The following is a 15,946-nucleotide window of genomic DNA, read 5'->3' as shown; positions in this document are numbered from 1 at the left end:
ATGTTCGATGGCATTTGAGAAAAAATGGAAAGACAATCTTAAGCTAAATGAAACTGAAAAAAAGAAACTCGTTAAGGATGGACTTAAAATTTACGATGACATCCCCTACTATGCTAAAAATGGGTTTGAATCAATTCCAAAAGATCAATGGGATATATTCAAGTGGGCTGGATGCTATTTACAAAAACCAAAGGAAGCCGGCTATTTTATGATGCGAGTTAATGTTCCGTCTGGCATATTAACACATGAACAGCTTATAACATTAGCAGAAATCGCTCGTGATTATGGTCGAGATGTATATGATATTACAACCCGACAAGCGATCCAATTTCATTGGTTAACAATTGATCAAATACCAGATATTTTCACTCGTTTAGAAAAAGTTGGTCTATCTAGTGCTGGTGCATGTGGTGATATTACACGTAATATCGTTGGAAATCCACTTGCAGGAATTGATTCAAATGAATTATTTGATACTACACCTATCGTGAAGGAAATTTATGAATTCTTTCAGTTTAATGAAGAATTCTCTAATCTACCTAGAAAATATAAAATGTCAATCAGTACAAATAAAAATAATGCATCAAATGCAGAAATTAACTGCATCTCATTTGTTCCGGCTATTAAAGAAATTAACGGCAAAGAAACTTCTGGTTTCCATTTAAAAGTTGGTGGCGGGCTATCTTCCGCTCCACATTTAGCTCAAGAACTGGATGTATTCCTGTTACCACATCAAGTGAAGGAAGTTGCAATCGCCGTTACAACAATCTTTAGAGATTATGGCTACCGTGAGAAACGCCATCACTCTCGTTTAAAGTTTTTAGTCGCTGATTGGGGCGTAGAAAAGTTTAAAGAAGTTTTAGAAGGATATACAGGTAAGCTATTAACAAAAGGAACTGGCTTTGAACAGTCATGGAATGCAGGATATTTTTATGGGGTACAACCACAAAAGCAAGAAGGATTAAATTATGTTGGATTAAGTATCCCTGTTGGAAGATTGCATTCTAAGGAAGTTTTTGAGTTAGCTAGAATTGTAAAAAAATACGGTAATGGTGAAATACGCAATTGTAATTCACAAAATTTAATTTTGCCAAATATTCCAGCAGAAAATATTGATGAATTATTGAAAGAACCAATACTTGAAAAATTCACACCAATACCGCCAAAATTTATTGGTTATTCTGTTGCTTGTACAGGAAATGAATACTGCAATTTAGCTTTAGTCGAAACGAAAGCTCGTATGAAGGAAACAGCTTCTTATTTAGATGAAAAAATCACTTTAGATGTACCTGTTAGAATTCATATGGTTGGTTGCCCTAACTCTTGTGGTCAAAGAGCAATCGCTGATATAGGACTTCAAGGAATCAAGGCTCGTAATGAGAAAAAAGAATTAGTAGAGGCTTTTGAGATCTATGTAGGTGGTACATTAGCCAACGGTGGTAAATTAAATGAAAAATTAAAAGGGAAGGTTGAATCCCCTGCCCTTCACCTAGTATTAGAAAAATTCTTGCAGCACTTTAAGGAAAATAAACTCCCTTCAGAAGCCTTTTTAGATTATGTAGCAAGAGTTGGAATTGAAGAATTACAAACATATTTAACTTCCATTCTTGAAACTGTAAAAGCATCTTAAAGAAAGTCGGTGACATATGTTTTTATATCGATTTGAAGCATCAATCGAAGGCCGTATAGTTCCTATTGTTATATTAGCAAGTGATGATGAAAAAGCATTTAAGCTTGTTGATACAGAACTTGAAAAGTTTTATGTAAAAAAACCGGACGTTAAAGAACTACTAATGTATGAAAAGAAGAAAGTAAGTCAAAGTGGTGGATTTGTTTTAGATATAGAAGTTTTAAGTAAACGATGATGACGAGGTGTGTGGAATGATTGGAAAAGTTTATTTAGTTGGTGCTGGACCAGGGGATGTTGATCTAATTACAGTAAAAGGACTAAAGTGCATTCAAAATGCAGATGTCATTATATATGACCGACTAGTTAATAAAGAGCTATTAGAGTATGCAAAAGAATCTGTCGAGTTAATATACGCTGGTAAACTCCCAAACTACCATGCATTAAAACAAGAAACAATAAATGCTTTCTTAGTGAAGTATGCAAAAAAAGGAAAAAACGTAGTTCGATTAAAAGGTGGAGATCCTTTCATTTTTGGTCGTGGTGGTGAAGAAGCAACTTATCTTGTAGAACGTGGTGTCTCCTTTGAAATCGTTCCTGGCATTACATCAGGTATAGCAGCTCCAGCTTATGCTGGTATACCTGTCACCCATCGCGATTATAGTAGTTCCTTTGCTTTTGTAACAGGTCATTGCAAAGAAGAGGATACGGTTAAATGGGCCTCTTTAGCTAAAGGCATTGACACACTAGCAATTTATATGGGAGTTAATAACTTACCATATATTCGTCATCAACTAATATCGAATGGAAAACACCAAGACACCCCTGTTGCACTGATTCATTATGGTACTACTGAACAACAGCGAACGATTATTAGTACATTAAAAAATGTAATATCAGACGTTGAAAAAGAAAAAGTATCCAATCCTAGTATGATTATCGTTGGAGAAGTAGTTAATTTACACCATCAATTACAATGGTTTGAGACTAATTATAATTCTATGAATGAACATAGAAACATTAATTATTCCTCTCTTTAAATTCTCGCCTAGAAAAAACGAGGTGATTTAGAATGGATGCAATCTTATATGTTTGTCATGGAAGCCGTGTAAAATCGGCTGTCCATTCAGCCATACAATTTGTTAAAAAAGTACAAAAACAAATTGATTACCCTATTCAAGAAATTAGTTTTATTGAACTCGCTGAACCATCAATTTCAGTAGGATTAGAGAATTGTTTGCGTAAAGGAGCAAAATCGGTAACTGTATTGCCGGTTTTACTCCTTTCTGCAAATCATGCAAAGGTGGATATTCCTCTTGAAGTCGCGAAATTTCAAAATGAATATCCACACATAAAAATAAAGATTGGCACTCCAATCGGAATTCACAAAAACATGATCGAATTAATCAAAAAAAGAATAAATGAAAAGGTTAAGCATTTGATAAAGCCAACTAAAATTCTGCTAGTTGGTCGTGGAAGCAGTGATCCATTAACGATAGATGATTTCAATTCAATCGTTAAACTACTTGAAGCAAAATTAAAGTATCCTGTTCTCCCCGCTTTTATGGCAGTTTCAAAGCCGTCGATTCAAGAAACTTGGAATCAACTATTGACTGAAAAAAATCATCAGGTAATAATCGTTCCGTATTTATTTTTTTCAGGAACTCTTATGAATGAATTACAAGATAAAATAAAAGCTCTACCTGTAGAATTGCAACATAACTGGATATTATGTGATACCTTAGGGTACGATGACTTAATTACATCAATTTTTACTGAAAGAATACTTGAAACTCAAACAAAGGAATTAATTACTGCAATAAAATAAAAGCTCTTGTTTCCTCAAATAGAGAACAAGAGCTTTATTTTTATTTACTTTCAACTTTTATAAAATTAGTTGGTTGGTAAGTTGGAAGAGTTTGTAAAAATCGATCAATCCTTTTTGTAGCTTCAATTAATTGATTTAATGAAGTTGCGTAAGAACATCGAATATACCCTTCACCACATTCTCCAAAAACATTTCCCGGGACGACCGCTACTCTCTCTTTTAATAATAATTGTTCAGCGAACTCCTCAGATGTTAAGCCTGTATTCTGTATTGATGGGAATACATAAAAAGCTCCACCTGGAAGATGACATGATAATCCAATTTCTTGAAGAGATTGCACAAGATAATTACGACGTTGCATATAACTGCGTCTCATTTCTTCTACATCATGATCTCCATTTCGAAGTGCTTCAACTGCAGCATGCTGTGACATAGTAGGTGCACACATAATTGCATATTGATGAACTTTAAGCATATGGGAAATAATGTCCGAAGGTGCTGCTACAATTCCAAGTCTCCATCCTGTCATTGCAAAAGTCTTAGAAAATCCAGAAATTAAAATTGTATGGTCTCGCATTCCATCGATATTTGCAAAGCTTGTATATTCGCCATCATAAACAAGTTCAGCATAAATTTCATCAGAAATAACAATTAAATTATGTTTTTTAACAAATACGGCTAAATCCTCTAATAATTCTTTTTCCAGTAAAGTACCCGTTGGATTATTAGGATTACAAAGTAAGATCGCTTTTGTTTTCGGTGTAAGCTTCTTCTTCAACGCTTGAAGATTGATTTTAAACTCTTCTTCTCCTGTCGTTGCTAAATGAACTGGTACACCGCCTGCTAGTGAAACTAAAGGAGCATATGAAACAAAGCATGGATCAATAACGATTACTTCGTCTCCAGGATTTAAAATTGTTCTTAAAGCAATATCAATCCCTTGACTTGCCCCTACAGTTATAATTAATTCATCTTCTGGATTATAATGCACATCAAATTTCTTAGCAAAATAACGACTTACTTCCTGACGTAATTCTAGCAGTCCAGCATTTGAAGTGTATGCTGTATGCCCTGTTTCTAACGAATAAATACTAGCTTCCCTAACATTCCAAGGCGTGACAAAATCAGGTTCACCTACCCCAAGTGAAATGACATTATCCATACTAGCCGCTAAATCAAAAAACTTACGAATCCCTGATGGTTGTAGTGTAGTTACTGTATTTGATAAATTAAATTTACTCATGGCGTGATCACCATGCGCTTATCACTTTGTTTTTGACCGTATACGATACTATCATGTTTATAACGTTTTAAAATAAAATGGGTAGTCGTTGATAATATAGATTCTAAAGTCGATAGTTTTTGGGATACAAATGAAGCAATTGATGTCATTGTTTTTCCTTCAACTACAACTGATAAGTCATATGTTCCTGACATTAAATAAACTGATTTAACTTCAGGGTATAAATAGATCTTTTCAGCAATCTCATCAAACCCTACCCCACGTTTTGGAGCTACTTTTACATCAATCATAGCAGTTATACTTTCTTGAACTGGCACCTTTCCCCAGTCAATAAGCGTAATGTATTGAAGAATAATACGATCGTTTTCAAATTTTGTTAATATATCAGCTACCTCTTCTTCTGTAGCTCCAATCATTTTTGCTATTACGTTATTACTTAAGCGTCCATTTTGTTCAATACACTGAAGTAATTGTATTTCTTTTTCTGTCATATTCTTATACTCCTTATGTATTCCATTTTCTGGAATTACGTTAGATGTTCATTCTATTCATCTATATTTTATTAATTTAGTTAGATGACACTTTTGAGAAGAATTCTTCATAAATAACTTGTACTGCATTTTTCTCGTCGTATGATTTTACTCCAAACATCATACTTACTTCTGAAGAACCTTGGTTTATCATTTCAATATTTATTCCCGCATTTGCTAAAGCTTTACTTGCTCTTGCAGTAGTACCAACATTATGACGCATCCCCTCACCTACTAACATAATCAAAGCAAGGTCTCTTTCAACGACGACATGGTCTGCATCTAATTCATCTTGGATCCGTTTAATAATTTGAAATTCTAATTCAACTGGTAATTGATTTTGGCGAATAATAATTGAAATATCGTCGATTCCACTTGGCTGATGCTCATATGAAATCTGATAATCCTCAAGTATCTGCAATATTTTACGCCCAAATCCTATTTCTCTGTTCATTAAATACTTGCTTATATAAATACTACAAAATCCATTATCACTCGCGATCCCAATTAAAGGACCGTTTGATAACGTACGTTCCTTAACGATTCGTGTACCGGGAGCTATTGGATTATTCGTATTTTTAATGTTTACAGGAATACCAGCTTGAAAGGCAGGGATCAATGCTTCGTCATGAAATACGTTAAAGCCTGCATATGATAACTCTCTCATTTCTCGATAAGTTAATTCCTTAATTTCCTTTGGATTACGAATAATCGTAGGATTTACAGAAAAAACTGCATCAACATCAGTAAAGTTTTCATATAAAGTAGCTTTAACTCCGTTGGCAACAACAGAACCAGTAATATCTGAGCCACTGCGAGAAAATGTAACGATATGTCCATCTTCTGAATATCCAAAAAATCCTGGGAAAATCAGAATTCCAGATTTCTTTCTCAATTCAAATAAGTTCTCATAGCTTTTCGCTAAAACTTGGGCATGTCCTGGTTCATTTGAAACAAATAAACCTGCTTCTTTTGGATTAATATAACTTGCCTCAAGTTCTTTTAACTGAAAATATGATGCTACTAATCTCGCACAATTATCTTCACCACATGCCATAACAGCATCCATATATCTTGCAGGATGATCTTTTTTACTACTTATCGAAAGTTCGATACCTAGTGAAATTTCATTCATAATATCCTCAGATAAACCTAATCCATTTGCAATTTCGGAATACCTTTGAATAATTTGATTGAATTCTTTCGAATAATCCTTTCCTGCTAGGGCAAGTTGTGCGCAACTAATTAGTAAATCGGTAACTTTGATATCATCTGGAAATCTTTTGCCTGGTGCAGATACAACGATAATTTTACGTTCAACATCTGATGTAACAATCTGAAATACTTTTTCAATTTGTTCCGAAGTGGCTAATGAAGACCCACCAAATTTTACGATTTTCATTTTTATTACCCCTAATTTAGTTAATTTTCAGTTAAAAATAATGTTACAATTATCCTCCTTATGCGAGAAAAAATCAACACCAATTAATAAGTTTTTTGGGAAATTTTAGTATTTTACAAAAAGAATTTGATGTTGTTGTGGGTATTTATTCAATCTAGTGAAAAGAATAGCACTAAGAACGTGTAGATTCTTTAGGGATGAGTTTAGGTTTAAATAAACAAGGCGGTATATGCATGAAATGGAGAAAGCAGAAATAAAGGTATACTAATAGTTTTAAAGACACTATTTCTCTTTAGTCCCTCCTCCTCTCTTCAATTTTCTTTTATACCTTGTTTACCATTGGTCTTTTAAATTATTGTATAAAAATGCAAATAAAAATAATTTTAAAAATGTTGAATAAATAATTCAAGAAAACGAACAAAAAATAGCAATGACAATAAGAAAACTCCCTATTTTAACAATTAGGGAGCTTTTTATGATCAATCTAGTAATACTATGAAATTTGTATACTTGAAGCAGATATCGTCCCACCTTAACGATTCGTTATTGACTTAGCGATTGATTAGCTTTCAAACATTCTTTTTATAATCTGCTTTCAAATTTAACTGAAAATTCACACTAGCGTAAAGTAGCTTTAACAATCCTTCCCTATGCTTAGTGAGTAACCTACTAGCAAATTAGGAGGGCGAATAGATTGAATTGGAACGCATTGAAAAAAGCAGTTCTTGCTTTTGTTCTTACGACTACATTATCTGCAGGAGTATTTATGGTCTCTGGTAATCCGGCTGCTAGAGACATTCCTATTAACACCAAGAAAGATAAGAACCGTTTCATTCAAGTACAATTACTTGGCATTAATGATTTTCATGGACAATTAGATACGACCCGAAAATTTAACGGCAGGAATGTTGGCGGAGTAGAATATCTTTCCGCATATTTAAATCAAAAGAAAAAGGAAAACAAAAATACTATTTTAGTTCATGCTGGTGACATGGTTGGTGGAAGTCCTCCAATATCCTCATTCCTTCAGGATGAACCTACAATTGAAGTATTAAACAAGATGGGCTTTGATTATGGGACACTAGGAAACCATGAATTCGATCGTGGTGTGAATGAAATGATGAGGTTGATCCAAGGTGGAAATAGTCAAAAAACTGGTTATTTTAACGGAGCAAATTTCCCATATATATGTGCCAACGTAATCGACGATAAAACTGGTAAGACCATCCTGCCTCCATACAGTATAAAAAATATTAATGGCGTTCCGATTGGATTTATCGGAGTCGTTATAAAAGATACTCCGAAGATTGCACCACCAAACAAAACAGATGGCGTAAAGTTTATTGATGAAGTAAAAGCAATCAATGATTCAGTTAAAACACTTAAAAAACAAGGTGTAAAAACAATCGTGGTGCTGGCACATAATGGTGGAAATCAGTCCAAAGCAAATGGAAATGCGACAGGTGAAATCGTTAGAATGGCCAAAAAAATGGATGATGAAGTTGACGTAATAATTTCTGGACATACACATACTTTTCTTAACAAAGAAGTAGACGGAAAGCTGATTGTCCAATCTTACTCTTATGGAACAGCTTTCTCCGATATTCAGTTAAAAATTGATCCAAATTCGAAAGATATCATAAACAAAAAGGCAAGTATAAAGATGGTCTATCAAGATGATATTAGACCAGATCCTGAAATAAAGAAAATGATACAAAATTATGAATCTAAAATTGAACCGATCGTAAATAAGGTCGTTGGAAAAGCTGCAAACGACATTTTAAGTAAGAAGAATCATAATGGAGAATCTAGTTTAGGAGATATGATTGCAGATTCACAACGAATTGCAATGAAGTCCGATTTCGCATTTATGAACTTTAGTGGAATCCGTGCTGATCTTCCAAAAGGGGATGTAACTTTGAATGATTTGTTCACGATCCAGCCATTTAAAATTAAACTCGTTAAAATGACATTATCTGGTGAACAAATTCGGAAACTTCTCAATCAGCAATGGCAGGAAAATGGAAGTGTTCGAATGCTACAAATATCAGGCTTAAAATACACTTGGGATAGTACGAAGGATTCTGGGCAAAAAGTTATTAATATCATGCATACAGATGGTACTCCAATTAATCCACAAACTAGTTATACTGTTACTACAAATAGCTATCTTGCCAATGGCGGTGACAATTTCTCGGTATTACTAACAGGGAAAAATAAAGTGGAAGGTCCAACAGATTTTGATGCTTTTGAAGATTATGTGAAGGAACAAAAGTTACCATTGGTCCAGGCATTTGATGGTCGGATTAATCGGATTAAATAGATTTTTAGAAGGTTTAAAAACACGAGTTTCATTTTGATATGATTCTATAATACTACTCAGAAGTTCGACCATAAAAAAAGTTCCCTTCGATGAGGGAACTTTTTTTATTTATGCTTTAATATAACGTAATACAGGTTTACGAGCTGCTAAAGTTTCGTCAAGACGACTTACAACAGTTGTATGTGGAGCCTCTTGTACGATTTCTGGAGTTTCTTCAGCTTCTTTAGCAATTGTAATCATTGCATCGATGAACGCATCTAAAGTTTCTTTCGATTCTGTTTCAGTTGGTTCGATCATGATACACTCTTCCACGTTTAATGGGAAGTAGATTGTTGGTGGGTGGTAACCAAAGTCTAATAGGCGTTTAGCAATATCTAAAGTACGAACACCTAATTTCTTTTGACGTTTTCCACTTAAAACGAACTCATGCTTACAATGACGATCGAATGGTAGATCGAAATGAGGCTCTAAACGACGCATCATGTAGTTAGCGTTTAGTACCGCATCTTCAGTTACTTGTTTTAATCCTTCAGGACCCATTGAACGAATATAAGTATATGCTCTTACATTAATTCCAAAGTTTCCGAAGAAAGGTTTAACACGACCAATTGTTTCTGGACGGTCTGAATTTAATACGTACTCATCTCCAACCTTCTCAACGATTGGTGCTGGTAAGTAAGGAATTAAATCTGCTTTAACTCCAACAGGACCAGAACCAGGACCTCCTCCACCGTGAGGACCAGTGAATGTTTTATGAAGATTTAAGTGAACTACGTCAAATCCCATGTCTCCTGGGCGTGCTTTACTTAATACAGCATTTAAGTTTGCTCCATCATAGTAAACTTTACCACCAGCAGCGTGGATGATCTCAGAGATTTCATAAATATCTTCTTCGAAAAGACCTAATGTATTAGGGTTTGTAAGCATTAATGCTGCAACATTTTCATCAACAACACGACGTAAATCATCTAAGTCAACTAAGCCTTTTTCATTTGATTTAACCGTAATTGTTTCGAAACCTGCAACAGTAGCTGATGCTGGGTTTGTACCATGAGCAGAGTCAGGTACGATTACTTTAGTACGGTTGAAGTCACCACGGCTTTCGTGATAAGCACGGATAATCATTAATCCAGTCCACTCACCATGTGCACCTGCAGCTGGTTGTAAAGTAACTTCATCCATTCCAGTAATTTCTTTTAATTCTTGTTGAAGCTCATGCATTAATTCTAATGCACCTTGAACAGTATACTCATCTTGAAGTGGATGAATATGCGCAAAACCTGGAATACGAGCTACAGCTTCGTTGATTTTTGGATTGTATTTCATCGTACATGATCCAAGTGGATAGAACCCTGAATCTAAACCATGATTACGTTTAGATAAAGCAGTATAATGGCGCATTAAATCTAATTCAGAAACCTCTGGTAATTCCGCTTTTTCTTTACGGATATAAGCACTTGGGATAACTTCATTAATATCAATTTCTTCTACATCCATTATAGGAAGACTATATGCAATACGACCTTCTTTACTTATCTCAAAAACTAACGGTTGATCCTTCAGCATGTTGAATCCCCTTTCCGTCTACTAATAATGCTAATTCTTCTACAAATGTATCAATATGTTGTTTAGAACGTAATTCAGTTACTGCGATTAACATATGATTTTCCATAGTAGGTTCAACTTTTGCTAAGTCATAACCACCGATAATTTTCTTAGTAAATAATTGTTTATTGATTTCAGAAACATTTTGTTTTACATCTATTACAAGTTCGTTGAATGCAGCACCTTCGAATACAACCGAGATACCGTTTTCAATTAATTTTTTCTTCATATATTGAGTACGAGAAATGTTTTGCATTGCCATCTCTACAGCACCATTTTTACCAAGAGCTGTCATTGCAACAGAAGCTGCTAATGCATTAAGAGCTTGGTTAGAACAAATATTTGAAGTCGCTTTATCACGACGGATATGTTGCTCGCGAGCTTGAAGTGTTAATACAAATCCGCGACGACCTTCTCCATCAACAGTTTGCCCTACTAAACGACCTGGCATTTTACGCATTAATTTAGATGTTGTAGCGAAGTATCCACAGTGAGGTCCACCAAATTGAGTTGGAATACCAAATGTTTGAGCATCACCTGCAACGATATCCGCTCCGAATTCACCTGGAGGAGTTAAAGCTGCTAATGCTAATGGGTTACTTGAAACAACGAATAAACTTTTACCAGTATGTGCAATTGGTTCGATTTCAGCTAATTCTTCTACTTGTCCATAGAAGTTAGGATATTGAACAACAACACATGCTACATTGTCATTCATTTCATTTTTTAATTCTTCGATATCAGTTCTTCCATCTTTAATGCCAATTTCAACTACCTCTAAATGTTGACCTTTTGCATAAGATAAGATAACTTCACGTGATTGTGGATGAACACCTTTTGAAACTAAAATACGTTTTTTACCATTGTGACCTGCTGCTAAAGTAGTTGCCTCTGCTAAAGAAGTACCACCGTCATACATTGACGAGTTTGCCACATCCATACCAGTTAATTCACAAATCATTGTTTGGAATTCAAAGATTGCTTGAAGCTCACCTTGAGAAATCTCAGGTTGATATGGTGTATAAGCAGTATAAAACTCTGAACGGGAAATAACATGATCTACAACTGTTGGTAAATAATGATCATAAACACCAGCACCTAAGAAAGAAACATATTCTCTTAAGTTAGCGTTTTTCTTTGCTAATTCGCTTAACTCCTGAATTAAATCGGTTTCAGATTTTGCCTTTTTAATGTTTAATAAGCCATTAAAACGAACTTTTTCAGGAATATCACTAAATAATTCATCAACTGATGAAACACCTACTACTTTTAACATCTCTTGACGATCTTGCTCTGTCATTGGTAAATAACGATGCATTAAGGTAATCCCCTTTCTCCCCCTAGTTACTTCTTCTCTCTTTTGTAAAATGGTTTTGAAACTACAACTGCTTTTAATTTTTTATTTCGAATTTCAACTTCAAGTTCAGTACCTAAAGCAGAAAATTCAGATTTGATTAATGCAAGTCCAATATTTTTCTTTAATGTTGGAGATTGCGTACCACTTGTAACTTCACCAACTACTTCCCCATTAACAAGAACAGGATAGTGAGTTCTTGGAATACCTTTGTCAATCATTTCAATTCCAACAAGTTTACGAGGTACACCTTGCTCTTTTTGATTTTTCAGAACTTCTTTACCGAAGAAATCTTCTTCTTTATTTAATTTCACAGCAAAGCCGATACCAGCTTCTAATGGAGTAATGTCTTTTGTTAGTTCTTGACCATATAATGCTAAAGCCGCTTCGAAACGAAGTGTATCACGTGCACCTAATCCACATGGTTTTAAACCGTCTTCCTTACCTGCTTCTAATAGTAAAGTCCAAAGCTTAGACGCATCTTCAGCAGCTAAGTATAGTTCGTATCCATCTTCACCAGTGTAACCTGTACGTGAAACTAAAACATTTAGATCACCAATTAATACATTATCTTTGAAAGTGAAATACTTAATATCAGAAACGTTCTCATTCGTTAAACGTTGTAAAATTGCAACAGATTTTGGCCCTTGAAGAGCTAATTGTGCAACTTCATTACTTTTATTAACTACTTTTACATCGCCTTCAACATGTGAAATTAACCATGCGAAATCTTTTTCAATATTAGACGCATTTACAACTAATAAATAGTGTTCTTCGTTATGTTTATAAACTAGTAAGTCGTCTACCGTTCCAGCATTTTCATAGCACATTGCAGTATATAATGCGCCTTCTTCATTTAATTTTGAAATATCATTTGTCATCATTTTTTGTAAATATTTAAGACTATCTTTACCAGTTACTTCAATTTCTCCCATGTGAGAAACATCAAATAAACCAGCTGCTGTACGAACAGCTTCGTGTTCTTCTTTAATGCTCGAAAATTGCACAGGTAGCTCCCAGCCACCAAAATCAATTGTTTTACCACCTAATACTTTGTAATCTTCAAACAATGGTGTGCGTAATAAAGTCGTCATGTAGCCATTTCCCCCTTATCTACATGCTAGCATGATGGAAAACTAAATTAATAGTTCGTCCAGCTAACCATTAAATAATTTACATATTTTGTATATTTTCGGAAAAACTAGTAGAAAACAAGAAAATATTATCAAACTATATTAGTTAACTGTTTTTTCTTAACAATAAGAGTTTTTTGTTTAATAAAAGAATAATAAATTTTTACTTTTTTCTACACTATTATCCTAACATTAAACGACAAGTTTCAGCAATATCAAAGTGAATTTTTTTAAAAATAAAATAACGAACATTATAGCTGTTATTTTACAATAATGTTCATGATTAACCAATATAAAAATGAAATAGGTGAGGTTTACATGTCAATTGAGATTAAATTCCATACAGAGTGGCAAGAGGAGTTCTTAGAGAAGCTTGAAAATGATGGACCATGGTCAAATTGGGAGAATTATAAGCTTGCCTATCATACTTCTACAAAATTAGTAATTCCATCTTTTACAGGAATGATTGCTCCTACTCATTTACCTAACTTAACTCCATTGCCTCATCAATTAGATGTAGCAACGACTGTAATTGAAAAAATGAATGGAAAAGCAATTTTAGCTGACGAAGTAGGATTAGGTAAAACAGTTGAGGCTGGTTTAATTTTAAAAGAATACATGATTCGTGGTTTAGTTAATAAGGTGCTTATACTAGTTCCAGCATCACTTGTATCACAGTGGACCTTTGAATTAAATACAAAATTCCATATTCCTGCAATCGCACAACAAAAAAAGAATTATGTGTGGGATAACTGTGATGTTGTTGTATCATCAATCGATACTGCAAAAAGAGATCCTCATCGAGAAAAAATATTAAGTATCAATTATGATCTCGTCATTATTGATGAAGCTCATAAACTTAAAAATAATAAAACAAAAAACTATGAGTTTGTACAACATCTTAAAAAGAAATATTGTTTATTGCTTACTGCTACTCCAGTTCAAAATAACATAGAAGAAATTTTCCATTTAGTTTCTTTATTAAAACCTGGCCATTTAGGTAATAAATCTAGTTTTGAAGAATACTTTTCTGCTAAAAACCGCTCACTAGAGCATGAAGACTTATTACGTGAACTAATTGGAAAAGTAATGGTTCGAAATCGTAGACAGGATACAGGCATCGAATGGACAAAGCGAAAGGTAGAAACAGTATTAATTAATTTTAATGAGGAAGAACAAAAACTTTATGATTTAATCGATGAATGGCAGAAATCACAATATACAGGGGTAAACTCAGCCTTCTCCTTTTTAACATTTAAGCGTGAAGCTTGTAGCAGTCGCGAAGCAGTTTATGTATCAATGAAAAAAATGCTTCAAAGATTTGAAAAAGAAAATATCGAGATTACCGATCCTTATATCGAGAAAATTTTTCATCAAATTAATCAAATTACATCTAATTCAAAAGCAAATAAAGTAGTTGAATTAATAAAAAAAATAAATGATAAAGTAATTATTTTTACCGAATATCGCGCAACACAGTTATATTTACAATGGTTATTAAAGCAAAACGGTATTACATCTGTACCATTTCGGGGTGGCTTTAAACGTGGTAAGAAAGACTGGATGAAAGAATTATTTAAAAACCGTGTACAAGTTCTAATTGCAACTGAAGCTGGTGGTGAAGGAATTAACCTACAATTTTGTTCAAACATGATTAATTATGACCTTCCATGGAATCCTATGAGACTAGAACAAAGAATAGGTCGTATACATCGACTTGGACAAACAGAGGATGTAAGCATCTATAACTTTGCGACCGTTGGCTCAATTGAAGAACACATACTAAGGCTACTTTATGAAAAAATCAATTTATTTGAGCGTGTGATTGGAGAACTGGATGATATTCTAACTAGAATTCCTTATAAGGATTTTGAAGCTCATATGAATGAAATATTTATTCACTCTAAAACTGAAGGCGAAATGAAAATTAAAATGGCAAATTTAACGTCCATCATTCAATTACAGCAACATAAACAAGCAGGTGATAGTTATGCAGCAACATGAAATCCATGATTATATCGAATACTTTTTCACACATAATGATTGTGAAATCATAAAGAAAACTCCGACATATTTAGAAATACAATTAACAATTGAGATGGATAAAAAATTAATGAATCGCCCTTTCTATTGGCATTATTTAGAAAAAACAGGCGGCATCCCAAATCCAATGAAGTTAACACTTATTACAGATAGTGATAATGCACCTGAAGATCTTAAAGGTGAACAAATTCATTTCGGTTCGCCACGTCTTCACCAAATTTTCTCAATCGTTAATGAACTAGGACAGTCAATTAGACTTTATGAAGACACAAAAGCACCTATAGGCCAACAAATTGCATTACACCCTTGGTTAGCTGTTAATTATCAGGTTTCTTTTACTTGTGATCATAAAAAAGATTATTTATATTCTTTTGGGATCCATTTAATTTCTGGAAGGATTATAGAAGATTTTCATACAAAACTTGAAAAAATCCAGTTCAACTCTAAAATACCTGATTTTTGCTATTCGATGTCACCTATAATTAAACCAATTAGTGGTTTAAATCGAATGGAACAATTACTTCGAAACAAAATTGAAAAAGAAGATATGGTATGGGCTGAAGAAGCACGGAATAGATGGCAACATGATTTAGATTTATTAAATCAATTTTATGAAGATGATGAAGACAAACCTGAAAATTATCATGTAGAATTCAATGCACTTAAAGAACTTTATGAACCAATTATTCATGTTGACGCAATTAATGGTGGACTTTTTTATCTATCACCAAACACAATGAATAAATTAAGTTAAAGGCTTTTAAGTGAAGATTAGATAAAGAGGGATTTCTAAATTAGATTGTTCCTCTTCCTACTATTAAAAATTTTATAGAAAAAAAATAAAGACTGACTTCTAAA

The 15,946-nt window shown here is 33.7% G+C and carries 13 protein-coding genes; 7 read left to right on the top strand and 6 right to left on the bottom strand.

Annotation, left to right across the window (positions count from 1 at the left end; translation table 11 throughout):
- Positions 1-7 precede the first annotated feature (7 nt).
- The 4 genes from ACFWM3_RS10400 to ACFWM3_RS10385 are packed head-to-tail and all read left to right on the top strand — an operon-like array spanning position 8 to position 3,455.
- Entirely contained in the window at positions 8-1,630 is a 1,623-nt protein-coding gene (locus ACFWM3_RS10400; RefSeq protein ID WP_390311292.1) for a nitrite/sulfite reductase, read from the top strand.
- Positions 1,631-1,646: 16 nt separating this feature from the next.
- Positions 1,647-1,865: a DUF3906 family protein gene (locus tag ACFWM3_RS10395; RefSeq protein ID WP_056475100.1), complete on the top strand. Its 219-nt coding sequence runs from the start codon at positions 1,647-1,649 to the stop codon at positions 1,863-1,865.
- 16 nt (positions 1,866-1,881) lie between these two features.
- Positions 1,882-2,667, top strand: a complete 786-nt coding sequence (cobA, locus tag ACFWM3_RS10390) for a uroporphyrinogen-III C-methyltransferase (protein WP_056475097.1) — start codon at positions 1,882-1,884, stop codon at positions 2,665-2,667.
- Between the two features lie 32 nt (positions 2,668-2,699).
- Positions 2,700-3,455 carry a sirohydrochlorin chelatase gene (locus ACFWM3_RS10385; RefSeq protein ID WP_390311291.1) on the top strand — a complete coding sequence of 252 codons (756 nt, stop codon included), beginning with the start codon at positions 2,700-2,702 and terminating at the stop codon, positions 3,453-3,455.
- A gap of 40 nt (positions 3,456-3,495) precedes the next feature.
- Here the strand turns inward: ACFWM3_RS10385 and ACFWM3_RS10380 are convergent, their stop codons facing one another.
- From ACFWM3_RS10380 to ACFWM3_RS10370, 3 genes are all read right to left on the bottom strand, one after another.
- Complete coding sequence (locus ACFWM3_RS10380) at positions 3,496-4,698, bottom strand: aminotransferase (protein ID WP_390311290.1); 1,203 nt, start codon at positions 4,696-4,698, stop codon at positions 3,496-3,498.
- Positions 4,695-5,189, bottom strand: coding sequence for an Lrp/AsnC family transcriptional regulator (locus ACFWM3_RS10375; protein WP_390311289.1), 495 nt, complete (start codon positions 5,187-5,189; stop codon positions 4,695-4,697). The genes ACFWM3_RS10380 and ACFWM3_RS10375 overlap by 4 nt, the downstream gene beginning before the upstream one ends.
- 76 nt (positions 5,190-5,265) lie before the next feature.
- Positions 5,266-6,630 (bottom strand): aspartate kinase, encoded by a 1,365-nt coding sequence (locus ACFWM3_RS10370; protein WP_390311288.1) that lies wholly within the window; start codon positions 6,628-6,630, stop codon positions 5,266-5,268.
- A gap of 766 nt (positions 6,631-7,396) precedes the next feature.
- Here ACFWM3_RS10370 and ACFWM3_RS10365 point away from each other — a divergent pair.
- The gene (locus tag ACFWM3_RS10365; RefSeq protein ID WP_390311330.1) at positions 7,397-8,953 is read left to right on the top strand and encodes a bifunctional metallophosphatase/5'-nucleotidase; all 1,557 of its coding nucleotides are present in this window, start codon (positions 7,397-7,399) and stop codon (positions 8,951-8,953) included.
- A 108-nt stretch (positions 8,954-9,061) separates the two neighbouring features.
- Here ACFWM3_RS10365 and gcvPB read toward each other — a convergent pair whose 3' ends face one another.
- Genes gcvPB through gcvT form a run of 3 tightly spaced genes read right to left on the bottom strand, consistent with a single transcriptional unit; the run spans position 9,062 to position 13,006 of the window.
- Complete coding sequence (gene gcvPB / locus ACFWM3_RS10360; protein WP_390311287.1) at positions 9,062-10,519, bottom strand: aminomethyl-transferring glycine dehydrogenase subunit GcvPB; 1,458 nt, start codon at positions 10,517-10,519, stop codon at positions 9,062-9,064.
- Positions 10,491-11,876, bottom strand: coding sequence for an aminomethyl-transferring glycine dehydrogenase subunit GcvPA (gene gcvPA / locus ACFWM3_RS10355; protein WP_056475079.1), 1,386 nt, complete (start codon positions 11,874-11,876; stop codon positions 10,491-10,493). Before gcvPA ends, gcvPB begins: the two co-directional genes overlap by 29 nt.
- Positions 11,877-11,902: 26 nt before the next feature.
- Positions 11,903-13,006: a glycine cleavage system aminomethyltransferase GcvT gene (gene gcvT, locus ACFWM3_RS10350; protein ID WP_056475077.1), complete on the bottom strand. Its 1,104-nt coding sequence runs from the start codon at positions 13,004-13,006 to the stop codon at positions 11,903-11,905.
- A 357-nt stretch (positions 13,007-13,363) separates the two neighbouring features.
- Here gcvT and ACFWM3_RS10345 point away from each other — a divergent pair, with 357 nt between their 5' ends.
- Positions 13,364-15,049, top strand: coding sequence for a DEAD/DEAH box helicase (locus ACFWM3_RS10345; protein ID WP_390311286.1), 1,686 nt, complete (start codon positions 13,364-13,366; stop codon positions 15,047-15,049).
- Positions 15,036-15,842 carry a YqhG family protein gene (locus ACFWM3_RS10340; protein ID WP_390311285.1) on the top strand — a complete coding sequence of 269 codons (807 nt, stop codon included), beginning with the start codon at positions 15,036-15,038 and terminating at the stop codon, positions 15,840-15,842. The genes ACFWM3_RS10345 and ACFWM3_RS10340 overlap by 14 nt, the downstream gene beginning before the upstream one ends.
- Positions 15,843-15,946: the final 104 nt, after the last annotated feature.

Source organism: Gottfriedia sp. NPDC058432, assembly GCF_042721555.1.
In the GTDB taxonomy this organism is placed as follows: Bacteria; Bacillota; Bacilli; order Bacillales; family Bacillaceae_G; genus Gottfriedia.
This window is presented reverse-complemented; position numbering and strand designations above follow the sequence as displayed.

Bases quoted from the DNA above. Each gene is read 5' to 3' on its own strand.
- ACFWM3_RS10400 (WP_390311292.1), top strand. From the start codon at position 8: ATGGCATTTGAGAAAAAATGGAAAGACAATCTTAAGCTAAATGAAACT.
- ACFWM3_RS10395 (WP_056475100.1), top strand. From the start codon at position 1,647: ATGTTTTTATATCGATTTGAAGCATCAATCGAAGGCCGTATAGTTCCT.
- cobA (WP_056475097.1), top strand. From the start codon at position 1,882: ATGATTGGAAAAGTTTATTTAGTTGGTGCTGGACCAGGGGATGTTGAT.
- ACFWM3_RS10385 (WP_390311291.1), top strand. From the start codon at position 2,700: ATGGATGCAATCTTATATGTTTGTCATGGAAGCCGTGTAAAATCGGCT.
- ACFWM3_RS10380 (WP_390311290.1), bottom strand. From the start codon at position 4,698: ATGAGTAAATTTAATTTATCAAATACAGTAACTACACTACAACCATCA.
- ACFWM3_RS10375 (WP_390311289.1), bottom strand. From the start codon at position 5,189: ATGACAGAAAAAGAAATACAATTACTTCAGTGTATTGAACAAAATGGA.
- ACFWM3_RS10370 (WP_390311288.1), bottom strand. From the start codon at position 6,630: ATGAAAATCGTAAAATTTGGTGGGTCTTCATTAGCCACTTCGGAACAA.
- ACFWM3_RS10365 (WP_390311330.1), top strand. From the start codon at position 7,397: ATGGTCTCTGGTAATCCGGCTGCTAGAGACATTCCTATTAACACCAAG.
- gcvPB (WP_390311287.1), bottom strand. From the start codon at position 10,519: ATGCTGAAGGATCAACCGTTAGTTTTTGAGATAAGTAAAGAAGGTCGT.
- gcvPA (WP_056475079.1), bottom strand. From the start codon at position 11,876: ATGCATCGTTATTTACCAATGACAGAGCAAGATCGTCAAGAGATGTTA.
- gcvT (WP_056475077.1), bottom strand. From the start codon at position 13,006: ATGACGACTTTATTACGCACACCATTGTTTGAAGATTACAAAGTATTA.
- ACFWM3_RS10345 (WP_390311286.1), top strand. From the start codon at position 13,364: ATGTCAATTGAGATTAAATTCCATACAGAGTGGCAAGAGGAGTTCTTA.
- ACFWM3_RS10340 (WP_390311285.1), top strand. From the start codon at position 15,036: ATGCAGCAACATGAAATCCATGATTATATCGAATACTTTTTCACACAT.